The organism is Algimonas arctica, from assembly GCF_014652695.1.
Lineage (GTDB): Bacteria > Pseudomonadota > Alphaproteobacteria > Caulobacterales > Maricaulaceae > Litorimonas > Litorimonas arctica.
In genome coordinates, this window is the sequence record NZ_BMZH01000003.1 from 324,594 (window position 1) to 342,182 (window position 17,589).

Genomic DNA, 17,589 nt, shown 5'->3' on the forward strand with positions numbered 1-17,589 from the left:
CCATAGCTCCATAACTCAACGAAATTCTCCGGCTTGGAAGATTGTCCGCCAACGTCCCCGGCGCGTCGCTGAAATACCGTGATACAGAGGTGACACTACCATCGTGATGGCGTTACGGTTTCCGACATGAGTCACATGCGACGTTTCGCGTGACGGCGGACAGTGCTAACAAATTTCTTTGGAGAATAGACACCCATCAACCTGCCGACACTCTTGCGGCGCTTGTAAGGAACATGCCTTTGACGCGTTTAATTGTTCCAAGAGGTGAAACATCGGCACTCGAAACTGCCGCGAAAAGCATTGCGGGTTTGAGAACTGCAGAACCCGGCGCGATTTTGCCTGAGTCTGATGACGAGAGCCAAAATTGGATGCTCCTTCGGGACTATTTCCAATTAATGCGGCGGATGACGGCCGCCGCAAGTGACGAGTCGCTCGGAATGTCGCAAAGGTCTTTGGCACCAGGGACGACTGATTTCGTCATTGATATTCTCAAACAAGCCGACAATCTTGAGGACGCAATGAAGCGGACGGCAAGAACGTATAACCTTATTCACGGCGGGTATTTTAACAAAGTCACGCGTCGCCGCGACTGCCTTGTCTATACAATTGATGACCGAGAGTTCCCTTACGCGTTCAGTGCGGACAGCCCGCCTGCCTATTCTGTCATGGAAGGGTTGCTAATTTTCCTTCATGCCATGCTGACACTCACCACGGGGGTGGCGCTGACGCCGCACGTGCGCTGCGTACGTTCACGGCGTCCGAAAAGAGACACGCGCGATGGGTTTTTGTCGTTCTGGGAAGCGCCCGTGCGCTGCGATGCCCCGTTCTATGCGTTGGAATATGACCTGAGCGTCGCTGGGATCGCCATCCGTAAAAAACACGATAGGCCGGTCAGCGCCGCCACCGTTTATGATACGGTCAATGAGATGATTGCCGAGCGGGAGCACCGGGTCGCCAAAAATGACCTGCCGCAACGGATCAAGGATTTGATGGAGGCGGGTGTCACCGAGCAGGCGATCATTGCCCGCGACCTGGGGCTCAGTGTCGCCACATTGCGCCGTCGCCTAAGCGAGTCCGGGACAAGCTTCCGAGACTTAAGACATCAAGCGCTCAATAAGATGGCGCAATCCATGTTGCGGCAAGGGCGTCCGATTGGCGATGTCGCGGAGACCTTAAATTATGTGGATGTCCGCAGTTTTTCACGCGCATTCAAAACTTGGAACGATATGACACCCGCCGCTTTTATCCGACAATTGGGTGACGCCGACGCGTAAACACAGTGCGTCGTGAGCGAAAATGTCCTCTCATTCTGACCGCTTCGGTCGTCGATCTTACGACAAAAACCGCTTAGCCTTTTCCCAAAGCTGATGAGCCGTCTTGCGGTTCAGCATCAATAAATCAGCTGGGGAAAGAACGCATATGGCCATTTCATCTCGTCAATCCAGTTCAATCGACCTTGGATCGCGGCGCACGAAACTCCTCTCCGGTATTTGCGCCGCGTCCATCCTTTTCATCGCGCCCGGTGCTTTGGCGCAAGATGCTGAAGCGGATTTGAGCGTTCGGACCCCGCTGGACGAAATTATCGTCACAGCCCGGCGGCGCGCAGAATCGCTACAGGATATTCCAGTCGCGGTATCAGTCTTTGGGGCGGACCGTATCTCAGAGCTGCAAGCGGACGATATTTCGGGCATCCAATATTCCACGCCGAACTTATATTTTGACGAAGGCGACGCCTCTAATGCTGTCGTTTATTTGCGTGGGATCGGCCAAAATGACTCCTTGGCGTTCGCAGACCCGGGTGTCGGCGTTTATGTTGACGACGTGTTCATCGCGCGGTCCCAAGGGGCCTTCCTTGAGTTGTTTGATGTTGAGCGCGTTGAAGTTCTGCGTGGCCCACAAGGGACCTTATATGGCCGGAACACAATTGGCGGCGCGGTCAAATTTGTCTCCTCCCCTCCACCTGACGAGTTCACAGCATACCTTGAAGCGGGCGCAGGCAATTATGACTTCCAGACCCTAAAAGGCAGCATTGGCGGTCCGCTGGCCGAAGACCAACTCCGCGGCAAGATCGCCTTCGCGGCAAGCAAGCGTGATGGCTACAATACGAATTCTGTGACTGGTCAGAATGATGGCGACATCAATTCATTATCGGGCCGTGCATCGCTCTTGTTTACGCCGAACGATGATTGGGAATTCTCAGTCTCTGTGGATGGCAAACAGGAACGCCCGGATAGCTCGCGCAGTCCATCGCGTTTGACGCCCATCTCTGTGGCTTCAGCTACAGCACCCACAGGAATCCTGACACTACCGGCCAGCACAGACGAATATGCTGTCGATACAAATGCCAATGGTCTGTCTGACCTGACCGCTTGGGGTCTGTCGGTGACGTCTCGCTGGCAAGCCAGCGACGCCGTGTCGCTGGAATCGATTACCGCTTATCGTGAGATGGACTTTGATCTGAACCTCGATACAGATGGATCCCCCTTCCCCGTCCTCGATATTCTTTTGCAGCAAGAACAAAATCAGTTCAGCCAAGAATTGCGAGCCACATTCGATGATGGCGGCCCTCTCACTGTGACGGGTGGGCTATATTATTTCCACGATGAAGATGTCTCCTTTTCGGGCGTTGATAATGGGGCTGCGACAATCTTCGGCTTCCCCGTCACACTGTTTGGATTTGCCAGCTCAAGCCTTGCGGAAACCGATCAAGTGACCGATTCCTACGCTGTATTCGCCGACGCCACTTATGCGATTAGTGACCGGCTCGATGTCAGCGCCGGATTGCGCTACACGCAAGAAGAGAAAACCTCGCAACGCGTTTTTGAGAACTTTTTCGACCCTTCAGTCTCTGTGATTGATGCCACACCTGCCTTCTTGGCTGGGCTTGGGGTTCCCGGCACGCAGATCAACGGCGAAGAAGATTTCAACGCATTGACCCCTAAAGTGTCAGTCTCCTACAAGGCGACGGATGATGCGCTTGTCTATGCGTCCGCGTCTCGCGGCTTCAAAAGCGGCGGGTTTGATGGGCGTGCGAACAATGATTTCTCCTTCCAAGCTTTTGAACCGGAATTTGTCTGGAGCTATGAAGCCGGGTTGAAAACTAGCTGGCTCGACGGCGCGCTCATCGCCAATATGGCGGCTTTCTATAATGATTACACCGACCTCCAAGTGACATCGTTTGGGGCTGATCCGGTGACGGGCGTCTTTGTCAGCCAGTTTACCAATGCGGCAGCGGCCAAAATCAAAGGGTTTGAGCTTGAAGTCCTCGCTCAACCCACGGATCGCCTCACGCTTTCAGGGACGCTGGGTTATCTCGACGCTGATTATGATGAGTTCAATATTTTGGTGGGGGGTGTCGCCACAGATGTTAGCGACCGCCCACTAGTTAACGCGCCGAAATGGAACGGCAGTGTTTCCGCGACCTATGAGCAGCCGATCAGTTCTTCGATGAAAGCTGTCTTCCACGCCGATGCAGGCTACCGCGCGAAAAGAGCCATCGAGATCACGGCGTCGCCGGAATTGAACCAAGGCGGTCATGAAATGGTCAACGCGTTTGCGGCGATCAAAATGAATGATGCGCGTTGGGAGTTCCGGGCCGGGGTCAAAAATGCGACCGATGCGACCATCCGGGTTCAGGGGTTCAACCTGTCTGAATTCCCCGGCGTGCAGACGGGCTTTTATGCGGCACCGCGCACGTATGATTTCCGGGTCATTTACAAATATTGATCGCTGAGATCGTTGGGTATCATGAAGACCGAACACACAGAGCCGTCAGGCGGGTTGCTACCTGACGGCATGGATGCGGCCTCGTCGGATTTAATCGACAAAGTTAACGCGATCCTCTTGTCGCTAGTTCCCGGTAGCGAAAGCCCGATTGAGCTGTCCCGGGGTCTCGCGAGTGACATCTTTATGGGGTTTGCAGGGCCGGATTTTTACCCCTATATTGAAACGGAAGACGTCAAAATTCCCGGGGCCGAAGATTATCTTTCAGCCCGGGTTTATTATCACCCGAAGAGTGCGGTGCGTCTGTCGCCCCTCGTATTATTCCTTCACGGCGGCGGCTGGTCACTCGCCGGGCTTGATGAGTATGATGGCCTAATCAAAGCGCTGGCGGCGCAAAGCGGGGCGAACTTCATCAGTCTTGACTATCGCTTGGCACCCGAAAACCCATTCCCGGCTGCGCTCAACGATAGTCAGGCGGCCTTGAATTATATTCTGGAGAATGCCGCTGACTTTAGAGGGCTCGCGAATAAAGTCGCGGTTATGGGCGATAGTGCGGGGGGTAATTTGGCCACCGTTTTGGCCCAATCTCCGGAAAATTCAGGCACAATTCAGGCGCAGTTTCTGCTCTACCCGATGCTTGATGTTTTCAGCCCTCACGCAACCTATCCGTCACGGGTTTTATATGGCGATGGGGATTACTTTCTGACCCGGGACGCCCTTGATGTCAGCGTAGAGAATTACGGCCTCACGAAAGAGCTATGCAAAGATCCGCGCGTATCCCCCTTGTTCCACACAGCGATGGCGGATTTGCCGCCGACTTACATCATCGTCGGGAATTGTGACCCGTTACGGGATGAAGCGCGTACCTATGCCGAGCGTCTGACCAAGGCCGATGTAGACGTGACGTTGGACTGCATTCCCGGCGCTATTCACGCGTTTTTATCCTTCGGGATTTTGGACGACGTCAAAACCCATCGCACCCGCTTGGCCCGTGAGATTCAACGCAGGCTGGGTTCAGAGTAATCAAACCGCCATCGCTCCTCACCAAAAACGCGCCGTTGAGGAAAAGTTGACTGTCTATAAAACGTCCGAGCGACGCAAAGGAAATCCGTGATTGATTTATCAGGAAAGACGGCGATCGTCACAGGATCCACAAGTGGGATCGGCAAAGCCATTGCTGGTCAATTGGCCCATGCGGGCGCCAATGTCATGATCAATGGGTTTGGCGATCCGGCGGAGATAAGTCGGATTATCAAAGACTTATCGGCCGCCTCTGGCCAAACGATCCTCTATTCTCCGGCCGATATGCGAAAGTCAGACGAGATAAAAATGCTCGTCGATCAAACGACTGCGTCGCTCGGTGCCGTGGACATCCTGATCAATAATGCCGGGATACAATATGTCAGCCCGTTAGAAGATTTCCCGCCAGAGCAGTGGGACGCCATTTTGGATATTAATTTGACGTCCAGCTTTCACACGACACGTCTGTGTTTGGGCGCGATGAAACGCGCAGGATGGGGGCGAGTTGTCAATATCGCCTCGGCTCATTCCACCGTGGCCTCACCTTATAAGTCTGCCTATGTCGCCGCGAAACACGGTCTTTTAGGCCTCACAAAAACCGTTGCGCTTGAATGCGCGACCGATGGGGTGACGGTGAATGCCGTGTCGCCAGGCTATGTCCTGACGGACCTCGTCGTGCGACAAATTCCGGATACGGCCAAGGCCCGTGGCCTGACGGAAGAGGCCGTAAAGAATGATGTTATGCTCGCCTCACAGCCCACCAAAAAATTCGTCGCGGCTGAAGACATTGCAAAATCAGTTTTGTTTCTATGTTCATCGAGCGCAGATAATATCACCGGCGCAAACTTAGCCATAGATGGCGGTTGGACAGCCCATTAAATGTGGCGCCCGTGTTGACTGGCAGCAGTTGATCCCGGTCTAAAAACCCGACGCTGTTCGAGACGAAGGCTGCATCCGATAATAACGCCGCGGTATCCCTACGCCTGACGGGGTCTGGGTGGTGTCAATCTGGGTCTGCGCCGCGGTCGGATTTGCGTGGGTCTCAGGCACGGACAGCATTGCAGCCGGTCCGCGGTCCCACCGCGCCCAGGTTTCAGTAACAACGGGGATTTCCTGCTTGACGGTTCCAACGCGCAACCGGCCTAGTTTAGCGCCTGACGCAGCTGCTGCACCTGCAAACGCCGCTGTTCCACCAATCTGGCTGTCAAACCCAATATTGCCGAGCGTGTAAGCCAAACCGAGATGGCTCGCTCCGTCCCCTGCGAGGAACCCTGTTAGCGATGCGTTACATTTCGCCGTAGAACCCGCACAAAGCGACCCCCCTGAGCCCAGTAAAGTTCCGTTAAAGGCATTGCCTTTAAAGCGGACCACGCGACCGTTTTGATCCGCCGTCAACTCTAGACCCTGCGACAGATCAATGCCGCTCGTGCTGTCATAATACCGCCCCGCCGAGCGGCCGCCCGCCCAGCGAGTCCACCCGATAACCCCGTCCACTGATCCGGTCTCATGTTGCGTCGCCGTGCCGATCTGCGGACGTTCCCGTTCTTTTGTGAAATCGTTCAACGCCCACGTATGCGTCAGAGGCGCGCCCGTTGTGTCGTCAGAGATGACCGTCGCGGGATCGCGGCTATCGATACCAACCGTATTGGATGCATAGACCACATGTTGATCGGCGCGCTCGATACCATCAACTGTGGGGTCGGGCTCGTCCGGCACGAGCGTGCCACCAAAGACAGCTATGCCCGAGAGAGCCGTTCTATTTCCCAAAACACAGTCATAGAGATGAAAGCTGACAATGCCGCTTCAAACATAAAATGGCCAAAACTCTCTTTTTTTAAAAGGGACCATTTTTTAGAAGCCAACCACTTGATCAGAAAACTGGTAGGACCAATTCAACGTAACTGGTTAAATAATTGGCTTGACTTAAGGTCTGTTTGCCGTTCTGTATATCAGCAATAAAAAATAGAGCTGAAAAATACAGGGGAATAGAATGACGTCGAAATCCACCGGGGTATCTAGAAATACTGCTTATCGTGAACGGGCGCGTCGAGGCGCTCTGATGTTGGGTGTCTCCTCTATAGTGTTGGGGCTCGCGCCAAGCGTGTGGGCGCAGGATACGACAGCCGACGAGATCGTTGTTACGGGATCGCGGCAAGTCATCCAAGATTCCATCGCGCTTAAGCGGGGGAGCACGCAGATCGTTGACGGTTTGTCGGCTGATGAAATTGGTGATATTCCCGCTCTCTCGATTGGTGAGGCACTGGAAAACATCACGGGCGTTGCGTCTCACCGTGAGAATGGCGGCGCTACGGAAGTGTCAATTCGCGGTCTTGGACCTTATCTGTCGTCGACTGTTGTGAACGGTCGTGCGGCAACAAACGGATCGGGTGACCGCTCTGTCAACTTCTCGCAATTCCCCTCTGAACTCGTCAGTAAACTCGCGGTCTTCAAAACGCAGGACGCCAGTCAGATCGAAGGAGGTGTGGCCGGTCAAATCCAGCTCGATACTCTCAAGCCGTTGGACTTTGGCAAGCGTCGGATCCAGTTCGATGTCAAAGGCAATGTCAATCCGGACCAATTGAAACAAGACGATACAGTCGCGGGCGATATTGGCTATCGGTTCACGGGTAGTTATGTCGATCAATTTGACCTTGGTGAGGGTGAAATCGGTTTTTCAATCGGTGTTCAGCGCAGTGATATTTCGCAGCCCGAGGCCGAAAGTCGTCAAACAGGCCCGACCAGTAACTCACGCCCGGCGTGTCTGATTACCGACGGGTTGGCGCAATATACCGATCAGACCAATGGCGGAACATTTACCGGTTTCTCCAACAACCCTGAAACACGGGATCGTGGCGACGATGATTGCGATGATTTCAACGATCGCCGCAACCCCGCGAATGAAACCACACGCGGCTCCGACACGGAAGGTGTGGACACCACATTGGTCAACGGCTCAATCGTCGATGCCGGAACGCCGTTCGCGTTTGCGCCGTCACAACGTCACTTCCGTCAGAATGATACGCGCGATCAGCGTGATGCCATCTTTGGTGCCATTCAATGGGCGCCCAATGCCAGGATCGATATCAACCTCGATGCGCAGTGGTCCGAGCGGACACAATCAGAGCTTCGTAACGACCTGACGTTCAATGGCGGGCGCCGGAATGATACATCCCTGAACGTTGGTCCGGGCGGAACAACGACGACGTTGGATAGTTTGGTCCTGACACCACAAGGCGGCATCTTGCGGTCGATTACAGACAATACGATTGAAGTTCAGGGCGGCGATTTCGAACGCAAGGAAACCTACCTCGGTCTGGGTCTGAATGTCGACTACGAGCTATCTGATCGCCTGACTGTGTCGGCTGATTTTGCGCATTCAAATACGGAGCGGAACGAGCGCGCCTTAGAGTATCGTATTCAGTCAAATATTTCGCCTGTTATCGAATTTGATCAGCGCGTTGGGAACATCCCGCTTTACACGCTGTATGACGAAGTTTTTGATGTTAACGACCATGACAATTATGTGGATCGCCTCCGCGTTCGTATCGATAATGATGGCCTGCGGGACAATACAATCAATTCCGCTCGCTTTGATGTCGACTACGCGCTTGAAGGAAGTGTCTTTACCAACCTTAAGGCGGGCGTTCGTCTAGCGCAGCAGGACTATCTCGAGCTGCCCGGCGGGACGGATTCTGGTGATCCATTTAACATCAACGCCGGTCGTTTTTCTTTTGAAATTGAAGATAATACGGATCTCAACATCAACAACCGTCAGGTTGTTGATGGGTCCGGGTCGGCGGCGACAGGACTCTCTTCCAGCTGGGTTGATATTATTGCGTCAACAAATTCAGCGTGTCGGACAGATTTCGCGGAAGGCAATTCCTTCCTCAGCAGTCAGCGCAGCGGTGATCTTATTACCAACGTGGCTGATGACGGCACGATCCTAAGTTCTTCGAACTCTTGGGCAACTTTTGACGCGCGCTGTATTGCAGAAACGGCCGTCTCCTCTCTTAACTCTGTCTTGGATCAAATCAATTTAGCCATCGCAGATCGGGGGGATGTCGATGATCCCTTGTCTACTTTGAGTGCCGGAATTCCGGGTCTCATCGAAGAGAACAGCCGGACGATTGATGTCAAAGAAACCACGACCGCATTTTACGCGATGTCGGATTATGAGACGGCGTTTAATGGCCTCCCTGTTTCCGGGAACGTGGGTGTTCGCATCATTCAGACGGATGTCGAGGCCACTGGCTATCGCCCTGAATTGACCGTGACCGATACCAACGGCGTCTTCACAATCGCTGAAGGATCTCTTGAGGCGGTTACCGAGAAATTCGATTATACTGAAATCCTGCCAAGTGCGACCGCGATTGTTGAACTGTCTGACGACAAAATAATTCGTCTCGGCGTCTTCCGCGCTCTGTCGCGACCCGATCCTGCGAATATGGGCTTTGGTCGGAGCATCAATGTCATCGGAGAAGATGAGGATGCAACATCACTGGCGGAATTGATCCAGAACGTCTCCGCGAGCGGTAATCCGTCTCTCGGGCCGTTAACCTCTTGGAACTTCGATGCGGGCTACGAATGGTACCCTAATGATGACTCGATCCTCGCCATTGGCGCTTACTACAAAGTCTTCCAAGGCGGATTCGAAAATGTCGTTCAGAACGAAACCTATTCCGTGAACGGGACAGACCTTACCTTCCCGGTTTCAGTCCAACAGGTTGGCGAAGAGACAAGCAATTTGTTTGGTATCGAGCTCACAGGGTCACACCGCTTTAGCTATCTGCCGGGCTTGCTCAGCGGACTGGGGACGAAGATCAGCTATAACTATGTCGATTCGGACTTCGAGTTTGAAGACAGCCGTTATGGTGACGCCTTTACCCGTGCTTTGGACGGCACGGTAACGCAGACGAACGCAGGCGTCATTGCCCCGGGTGGTTTGCCGGGTCTTTCGGAGCACACATTATCAGCACAGGTCTATTACCAGATCGGCGAGCTCGACCTTCAGGTGAATTACAAATACCGCAGTGAATATTTCCAACCCTTTGTCTCTGATGGAACGCGCCTGCGGTTTATCGGTGATGTCGGGGTCTGGGAAGCGAGAGCGTCTTACAACGTCACAGATAATTTCCGTGTCAGCCTTGAGGCGATCAATATCTTCAGTGCGCCGAAAGAGCAGTTCGCATTCGTTCGTGATGATCTTTACGAAGTGAATGATTACGGACCACGGGTCTTCTTCGGCCTAAGAGGCAGATTCTAGTCAGGTCGCCTCGTCCGAGGGTCGCTCATTATCTCTATTGAGTTTCCAATCGGCCTTGTTTCGCAAGCGCCCGTGGAAACTCTCTAGAGGATAGAGGGACTGTAGAATGGCTGATAAGCGACTCTACCATCAGGTTGCTGACCAGATCGTGGATTTGATCGACTCGGGCGCATTTCCGCCCGGCAACAGATTGCCGGGCGAACGTGATTTGGCGAGAAGATTTGACGTCAGTCGGGTTTCGATTCGAGAAGCAGAAATTGCGCTACAAGCCGTCGGACGTCTCGATGTTCGTGTTGGCTCGGGGGCCTATGTTTTAGACCCCGCCGATGGGATGTTCGGGGTCCTGCCGGTTGTCACCGCGTTTGAGCTAACCGAAGCCCGAGCGCTCTTTGAAGCCGAGACGGCGGCGCTCGCGGCGCCGATAATTTCAAAGGCTGATCTGGATCATCTTGAACAGCTTATTCAAATCATGGCGGCTGATCCAGACGTGGGTGTCTTATCCGCAGAAGAGGCCGACCAAGACTTCCACCGGACCATTGCTAAAGCGACGAATAATCCGGCGATCACGCATACCATCGAAAATCTCTGGCACATGCGGTCTGAGGCCGTGAAAGTTCAGTCGATCTATACTTCAGTTTGTGAAAAAGACGTCCGTCACCGGGCGCAAGAGCACCGGAACATCCTTGATGCGCTAAAGGCACGCGACAGCGTGGCCGCCCGGACCGCTATGCGTGCTCATTTCACGCGAATGATAGAAGCGCTTCTTATCGCGTCCGAGGCGGAAGCTTATCGGCAAGTTAAGCAACAGGCCTCGGAGAGCCGATCCCGTTTCTTGATAAGCGCTCGACTAGATTGAGAGACTTCATACCAATATTGAAATATTGGTATGAATCTTGGTTGACCAAATCTCTTAGCTCCGCTTAAGTCTTCACGTAACGGCAGGAACATGTCGCAAGGGAATTACAGGCAATTGCAAATGCGCGATCAATATGACCGGAATTCATTGACTGGCTTAAACCGGAAATGGGGCGCGCTAACGAGTGGTATCGTGGCCGCGTTTGTTTTGGCGCCATCGCTGGCCGTTGCGGCGGACATTCTTGTGCACTCGCAAGATGAATATGAAGACGCTGTTGATGATGCCGTTCCGGGCGATACGGTCTTGCTCGCCAACGGATCATGGGACGATTTTGAGATCGTCTTCACAGGGGAAGGTAAAGCCGACAAACCAATCACCCTGACGGCGCAGACAAAAGGCGAGGTTTTTTTAACGGGACAGTCCAACTTGCGGCTGGGCGGCAATCATCTTGTCGTGTCAGGGTTGGTATTCAAAGACGGCTACACCCCGACACGCGACGTCATCTCTTTTCGCCGCACCAAACAACATTTGGCCAATCATTCGCGCGTCACCGAAATAGTGATTGATAATTTCAACCAACCCGAACGCTATGACGTTGATTTTTGGGTGATGATGTATGGCCAGAACAACCGCTTTGATCACAATCACCTTGTAGGGAAACGGAACAAAGGTGTCACCATGGCAGTGCGCCTCGACACCAAGGCCAGCCAAGAAAACCGACACCGAATAGACCATAATTACTTCGGTCCTCGCCCTGTGCTTGGCTCCAATGGGGGGGAAACCCTGCGTATTGGAACGAGTAAATATTCGCTCAGCGATTCACTAACGCTCGTTGAAAACAATTACTTTGACCGTTGCGACGGCGAAGTCGAAATTATCTCCAATAAGTCAGGAAAAAACGTCTTTCGTAATAATACATTTGATCGATCAAAGGGAACGCTGACTCTGCGACATGGCAATGGAAATCGGGTCGAAGGGAATGTGTTTTTTGGCCACGGTGTCGATCATACGGGCGGCATTCGTGTCATTAATGCGGACCAGACGGTCCAAAATAATTATATGGAAGGTCTGACGGGAACGCGGTTTGGGGGCGGCTTGACTGTTATGAATGGTGTCCCGGACTCACCGATTAATCGCTATCATCAAGTCAAAAACGCCCGCATTGAAAACAATACAGTGGTGAACGTCGATAATGTGCAGTTTGGCGCAGGGAGCGACGACGAGCGCTCTGCGGTCCCGCAAGACAGCACGATGTCTCACAATCTCTTCGTTCACACTGCGGCAGGCCAGATATTCACCGTCTATGACGACATGTCCGGTATAGCCTTTGACGGAAATGTCGTCTCAGGCTTTCCGGCTCCCGATTTCACAGACGGATTCCAAAAATATGACATCAGGTTGGCGCGCGCTGAAAATGGATTGCTGTATCCCGTGGGTTTGCCAGATGTTGGCATTCGTCGTGACCTGAAGGTGACGACGAAGGACATGACGGGGGTGTCCTGGTTTCCCAAAAACGAACCCATCGTCCCTTTTGGATCCGGGAAAACGATAAAGATTGATGGCGGTGATGGCGCGCTCTTCGACGCTATCCAAGACGCGGACCCCGGTGACATTATTCACCTTAAAGCGGATGACTATAACGCCCCAATGTTTCTGAGTATTGATAAACCCATCACGATCAGAGGGGTCGGCGATGTCGCCTTCACTTTCGAACGCTCGGCTTTATTCGAAATCCTCGAGGGGGGCAGCCTTCGGCTAGAGAATGTGAAAATCTCTGGGAGCGAAGCCCCAGATAATGTTGGTAATACTGTTATCCGGACAAGCCCCTCCTCCATGTTGGTTAATTACCGTGTTGAAATCGTCGACTCAGAGTTCTCAGATCTGAACGCCAACCGCGACTTCAACGTGATTAAGGGCAGTAAAGGCACATTTGCTGATCATATTTTGATCCAGAACTCCAAGTTTTCGAACGTGAGTGGGTCCGTTATTCGACTAACGGAAGAAATCGACGATAAGGGTATCTACGGTGCAGAATATATCACCGTCGAAAATTCATCGCTTACCAATATCGATGGCCCCGTTTTCGACATCTATCGGGGCGGGAAGGACGAAAGCACCTTTGGTCCCCATGTCGGATTGTTGACGTCGACAATCACTGATTCCGGGCGCGGTAAGGGGAATGAGGCAAACGCCATGCTCCGCCTTCACGGCGTTCAAGTTACCGACGTTGAAGACACAGTTTTTCGAAACTCAGGCGCAATCTTAATCAAACATACAGTCGGCGAACCCAAGACGCGGATCGTTGGAAATATGTTCGATAATAGTGCTGGCATAACAGTTTTGGAGCTTACCAGCGGTTTGCCGCCAACGGCTCTGTTGTTGCGTAATGAAGGGCTCGTGTCGCCCTGAGAGGGTCTTGTCAGGCATTGTCAGTTTAAACCACGATGGCCGCATTTCTTACAAACAAACCCTACTCTAGACGGCGGTCAACTGACGCCACTCAATCAGAGACGCATCACGCAGTGCTATGAAGCAAGGTCAACTTTCGAGGTGTCTCTGATGGTTGAAGTGGTTGTAGATTGTGGCTTCGGTTGAGCCGAACTTCTGGAGTGTCGAGATTTTCCTGAAGCGGGTCATGCCGCGCTCTCGTGGTCGGAATACGGAGCATCATGCCAGCAAACCGAGCGGAAAATTCACGTCAACACACGCCGCAATAACAATCACGTCCATCATCAGTGTCACCTCGAAAGCTAAGCGCGGTTGAAAGCGATCGCGATGCATCACTCATGGATTGGCATCTATTGATCGTGGCTTAAGGATCGGATCCTTTTTCAAATACAATCACGGACGTTTACGCGGACAATGCCCGTTTTGGGGTTCCAAGAAAGCGGCCGCCGAATGTTTTCATGTCAAACCTTTCCGACTGTATCCTGTTTCATGTTTCTGAAAGAAGTCTGTGCGATATTCCGACTTCTATTACTTGATCAATTTCGACGGGGCGAGACATGTTTGGTGAGAACCTTGAAATGGATCGGGACGTCAATGATTGGGTCGCTGCTAAATTTCCTGACGCGAAACTTTCCCTCGTTGTTGAGCATCCATGGGCGAAAACTTGGCGCTTACTTTCTAACGATCAGACCTATTTTCTTAAACAGATTTCGAACGCGGGTCGTTTAAGAACGAGTTCTGCGGTCAATATTGCGAAGAGTTTCAGCGATATAGTGCCGCGTGTAGTCGAAGCGAGTGAAGAGCTCTCTATTCTCGCTGTCAAAGACCATGGTGGCAAAGAGCTGAGATCGCGGACGGCAAATATGGCCCTCGTCTTACCGACCTATGCCCGCCTTCAGGCCAAAGCGATTGTGTCAAACTTCAACGCTGATTCATTGCCGAAAATCCAAATGAGCGCATTATACGACGCGCTTTTAGAGTTCCTTGATTCTGAGAGAACAGGCGACCTAAGGGAGTTTGTCCCTGCGTCTAAATTCCTAGGGTCATCGAGCGCGCGCCATTTTCATCGATTATTTGCGACGCTGCGTCCGACTCTTGAGCCACATTTGCTGAAAGCGGAACTACTCCCGAAAACAATAAATCATTGCGATCTTCGCCCGCCCAATATGGCGAAACGAAAGGATGGCTCCATTGCTATCTTTGATTGGGATGACGCGTGTTGGGGACCCGCGGGTTTATCGCTTCACGCTCAATTTAGCGGATGTGTGAGGCCTCACATCGCTCTCAATGCAGATTTAAGTAAAGACCATACGCGGTCTGTGCTGGAAGACAGAGACAGTATTGATGCTTACATCACGCCTTTTGTGGAACAGAGCATAATTACGGCAGAGGAAATGCGGGCCCATCTGACCTGGGCAATCGTCGCAGGCGCACTCTACTATGTGGTGAATTTTAAGAATTATGAAACGCCAAAAAGCGCCGCCCGGAAAGTAATTGGTAAGAACATTACAAAGCGCTTGAATAGTGTTTTAGATGTATTGGATTTGGTTGCGCAGTCAGACGCAGGCGAAGCAAAGCGAATTGCCGAAACCTATTTTTCATGCAGTCAATGGAACCGACTTGAGCAGCTCACTAAAGCGTATGGCGACTCACTCTTGGACCTCCCGAAACTGAATGACACTGCACTTGAAGAATCAAGAAAACCCGATGTTTTCCCGGCGATTACCTTCTCTGACAAAGAGCGGGAGTGTGGTGTTTGTACGCCTGACAATGCGCGGCTTGCGGCAAAGATATACCGAGAGCAAGGCGCCGTGCTTCTGAAGAACGCCCTCAACAGAACAATGATTGAAGAATGCAAAGAGCATTTGTTTGAGCGCTACGGCGAGTATTTCCAAGACAAACGTCCAAAAGACTCACTGCGTGTTGGAAACAAGCGGTTCATGATCACGCTGGCGTTAGCTGGGCCTTTAAGCCAACCGGAAATTTTTGCGCCACCAACGGTCATGCCTATTCTTGAGCGGCTTCTCAGCAACAAACTTATTCTCGGAAGTCTTGTCGCTGTTACATCCTTACCAGGGGCCAAGACCCAATCCCGTCACCGTGATCATCACGCGCTCTTTCCCGAGGAAAACATTACCCCCCCTCCCTTTGCGACATCCGTTATGATTCCACTCATTGAGATGAATGAGGAGGTGGGCGTCACACGTCTCTTTAAGGGGACGCATCTTCAACCAACCGACGTCGCGAACACAATGCCCGCGCAAGATCCTGTCGTCCCTGTCGGATCGTGCTTTCTCATGGACTATCGCGTCCAACACCGAGGCATGGCGAATGTATCTTCGAATAAGATTAGGCCCGTTATTACCTTGGTTTTCCAGCGCCCTTGGTTCCGGGACTATGTAAATTACGACAATCAGGACCGGATGATTATTTCGCAACAGGATCGCGACGCCGTGCCCCAAGAATACCGGCGGCTACTTGATTGGAAGTAACTTCAGATGTTGGCTGCCTCACCAATCGAGATATGGACGCAAGACTTAATGGATCATAATATAAAATCAAAACCCATCGTTTCTGGCGTAATGAAGCCAGAACGTATTGAGGAAATCGAGCAGGTTACGGATAGGATTTTCGGTGCCCGTCCGACGCGCGTGGCGATCCCTGGCGGCAAAAGCCGACCTGTTTATATCATAGAAATCGAGGGTCGCCCCTATGTTGTGGCAAAACGGGGCAATAAGTATGATGCCAAGGTTGAAGCGGCTGTCCTAAAAGGCCTGACCGCCTCTGAGCTTGTGCCAGGATTTATCGGCAAACATGGGCGTTGGATCGCGCAAGAATTTATTCCGGGTAAACGTCTTCCCGTCCTCATTGACGAGGCCAAAAATGAGGAGGATCGAAAGTCTCTCACGGAATTAGGCTTAAAGAGCCTGCTGGCCGTTCAGCATGCCGCAGATGCGGCGCGATTGCGTCGGAGTGTCCCGCGACTGGGAATTGTAAAAGGCTGGGTCGAAGGCCGTATTCAGAAAGTCGATGAAATTTCTGAAGCTCTGACAATCGATACGCCGCCCCTGAACCGCACCGCCATCGCCCAAATTTACGATGTCAGTCAGACAGACTTCATCAAATGGGATGCAAGACCTGGTAACGCCTTGGTCGATGGGTCAAATGTGCGGTGGTTCGATTGGGAGGATTGCGGGCGCCGCAACCGGATAGATGACCTTGTTTGTTTTATGGCAGACGAATGGACAAATCTTGAAACTGATACAGAAGACGCCCTGATTAAGGACTTCCTCCCATTGTTCAGACGAGCTCAGGGTGCGGAGTGGAGTCAGAATTATTTCTATGTCGCCGGATGTTTGCAAATTCTCTACCGGCTTAGCCTCGCGACGAATTACTTTCATAGAGACGGCAAATGGTGGGATCGAGAATATTGTCTTCACGGCGATAAGGTTGGTGTTACGTCGCAGGAAGTTGGACGGTTAACCCATCGATTAGCCCGCTGGAGCCAGCGTGTCGAAATCATGTCCCCCTTGGGGTCTTGGGCTCAACAGGTTCGGTCTGAGCTCAAAATAGAGTAAACCGAAATTCTATAATTTCTCTAGATTTTTATAATCAGATAATTTCTCAGGCGTCAGGTCTGAGATTTTCTCGTTTTGGGACAACCATAATGGCACACTTTTAATTTTGACCTGATTTGATACTCTAAAAAATTAACGATTTCAGTGGGTTATAAAGGTTATGTTTAGATTTACCCCCATTATATTAGGGCCCCCTTAACTACATTCTTATGTCGTTTGTCCTATTTTGACCGATTTTACTTAAATCAGTTAGTTTTGCGCTGAACAAGTCTTAATTGGCACGTTAGCTGCTTCTTTTCCCCTGCAAGTTGTGAGGGTCACCCTCGCTTAATATACAGGAACATCCCATGGCTGAGAAACACGATCCCATCATAAACTGGTTCGACTGGGAGGGTATCCCAGATGATAATAATGATGACCCATATAAAGGGAATGGCTCTGGCAAAGGGTCTGGTAAAGGCTCCGGTAACGGGTCGGGTAAGGGTTCAGGCAAAGGTTCTGGTAAGGGTTCAGGCAAGGGTTCCGGTAAAGGTTCGGGCAAAGGGTCGAGTAAGGGCTCAGGCAAGGGATCCGGCAAAGGCTCCGGCAAAGGGTCTGGCAAAGGGTCTGGCAAAGGGTCTGGCAAAGGGTCTGGCAAAGGGTCTGGTAAGGGTTCAGGCAAAGGTTCAGGCAAAGGGTCTGGAAACGGCTCCGGTAACGGG

At 52.1% G+C, this 17,589-nt stretch carries 11 protein-coding genes; 10 read left to right on the top strand and 1 reads right to left on the bottom strand.

Translation table 11 applies throughout. The features are described 5' to 3' along the window. The first annotated feature begins 239 nt into the window (after nucleotides 1-239). The 4 genes from IE105_RS05775 to IE105_RS05790 all read left to right on the top strand — a co-directional run bounded on the left by IE105_RS05775 (nucleotide 240) and on the right by IE105_RS05790 (nucleotide 5,622). Entirely contained in the window at nucleotides 240-1,274 is a 1,035-nt protein-coding gene (locus IE105_RS05775) for a helix-turn-helix domain-containing protein (RefSeq protein WP_189496344.1), read from the top strand. A gap of 145 nt (nucleotides 1,275-1,419) precedes the next feature. Continuing rightward, complete coding sequence (locus IE105_RS05780; RefSeq protein WP_189496346.1) at nucleotides 1,420-3,726, top strand: TonB-dependent receptor; 2,307 nt, start codon at nucleotides 1,420-1,422, stop codon at nucleotides 3,724-3,726. A 21-nt stretch (nucleotides 3,727-3,747) separates the two neighbouring features. Next, a complete protein-coding gene (locus IE105_RS05785) occupies nucleotides 3,748-4,746 on the top strand; it encodes an alpha/beta hydrolase (protein ID WP_189496347.1) in 999 nt (332 codons plus the stop codon). A gap of 90 nt (nucleotides 4,747-4,836) precedes the next feature. Then, the gene (locus tag IE105_RS05790) at nucleotides 4,837-5,622 is read left to right on the top strand and encodes a 3-hydroxybutyrate dehydrogenase (RefSeq protein ID WP_189496392.1); all 786 of its coding nucleotides are present in this window, start codon (nucleotides 4,837-4,839) and stop codon (nucleotides 5,620-5,622) included. A 39-nt stretch (nucleotides 5,623-5,661) separates the two neighbouring features. Here the strand turns inward: IE105_RS05790 and IE105_RS05795 are convergent, their stop codons facing one another. Continuing rightward, entirely contained in the window at nucleotides 5,662-6,510 is an 849-nt protein-coding gene (locus IE105_RS05795) for a hypothetical protein (protein ID WP_189496349.1), read from the bottom strand. Between the two features lie 223 nt (nucleotides 6,511-6,733). Between IE105_RS05795 and IE105_RS05800 the strand changes: the two genes are divergently transcribed. From IE105_RS05800 to IE105_RS05825, 6 genes are all read left to right on the top strand, one after another. Next, entirely contained in the window at nucleotides 6,734-10,006 is a 3,273-nt protein-coding gene (locus IE105_RS05800; RefSeq protein ID WP_189496352.1) for a TonB-dependent receptor, read from the top strand. A gap of 106 nt (nucleotides 10,007-10,112) precedes the next feature. Continuing rightward, nucleotides 10,113-10,862, top strand: coding sequence for a FadR/GntR family transcriptional regulator (locus IE105_RS05805; protein WP_189496354.1), 750 nt, complete (start codon nucleotides 10,113-10,115; stop codon nucleotides 10,860-10,862). A 90-nt stretch (nucleotides 10,863-10,952) separates the two neighbouring features. Next, nucleotides 10,953-13,271: a polysaccharide lyase 6 family protein gene (locus IE105_RS05810; protein WP_189496356.1), complete on the top strand. Its 2,319-nt coding sequence runs from the start codon at nucleotides 10,953-10,955 to the stop codon at nucleotides 13,269-13,271. A 596-nt stretch (nucleotides 13,272-13,867) separates the two neighbouring features. Further along, the gene (locus IE105_RS05815) at nucleotides 13,868-15,802 is read left to right on the top strand and encodes a phytanoyl-CoA dioxygenase family protein (RefSeq protein WP_189496357.1); all 1,935 of its coding nucleotides are present in this window, start codon (nucleotides 13,868-13,870) and stop codon (nucleotides 15,800-15,802) included. Nucleotides 15,803-15,808: 6 nt separating this feature from the next. Then, the gene (locus tag IE105_RS05820; RefSeq protein ID WP_189496359.1) at nucleotides 15,809-16,888 is read left to right on the top strand and encodes a phosphotransferase family protein; all 1,080 of its coding nucleotides are present in this window, start codon (nucleotides 15,809-15,811) and stop codon (nucleotides 16,886-16,888) included. A 347-nt stretch (nucleotides 16,889-17,235) separates the two neighbouring features. After that, nucleotides 17,236-17,589, top strand: a 354-nt coding sequence (locus IE105_RS05825) for a hypothetical protein (RefSeq protein WP_189496361.1), incomplete at its 3' end; no start/stop codon positions are given.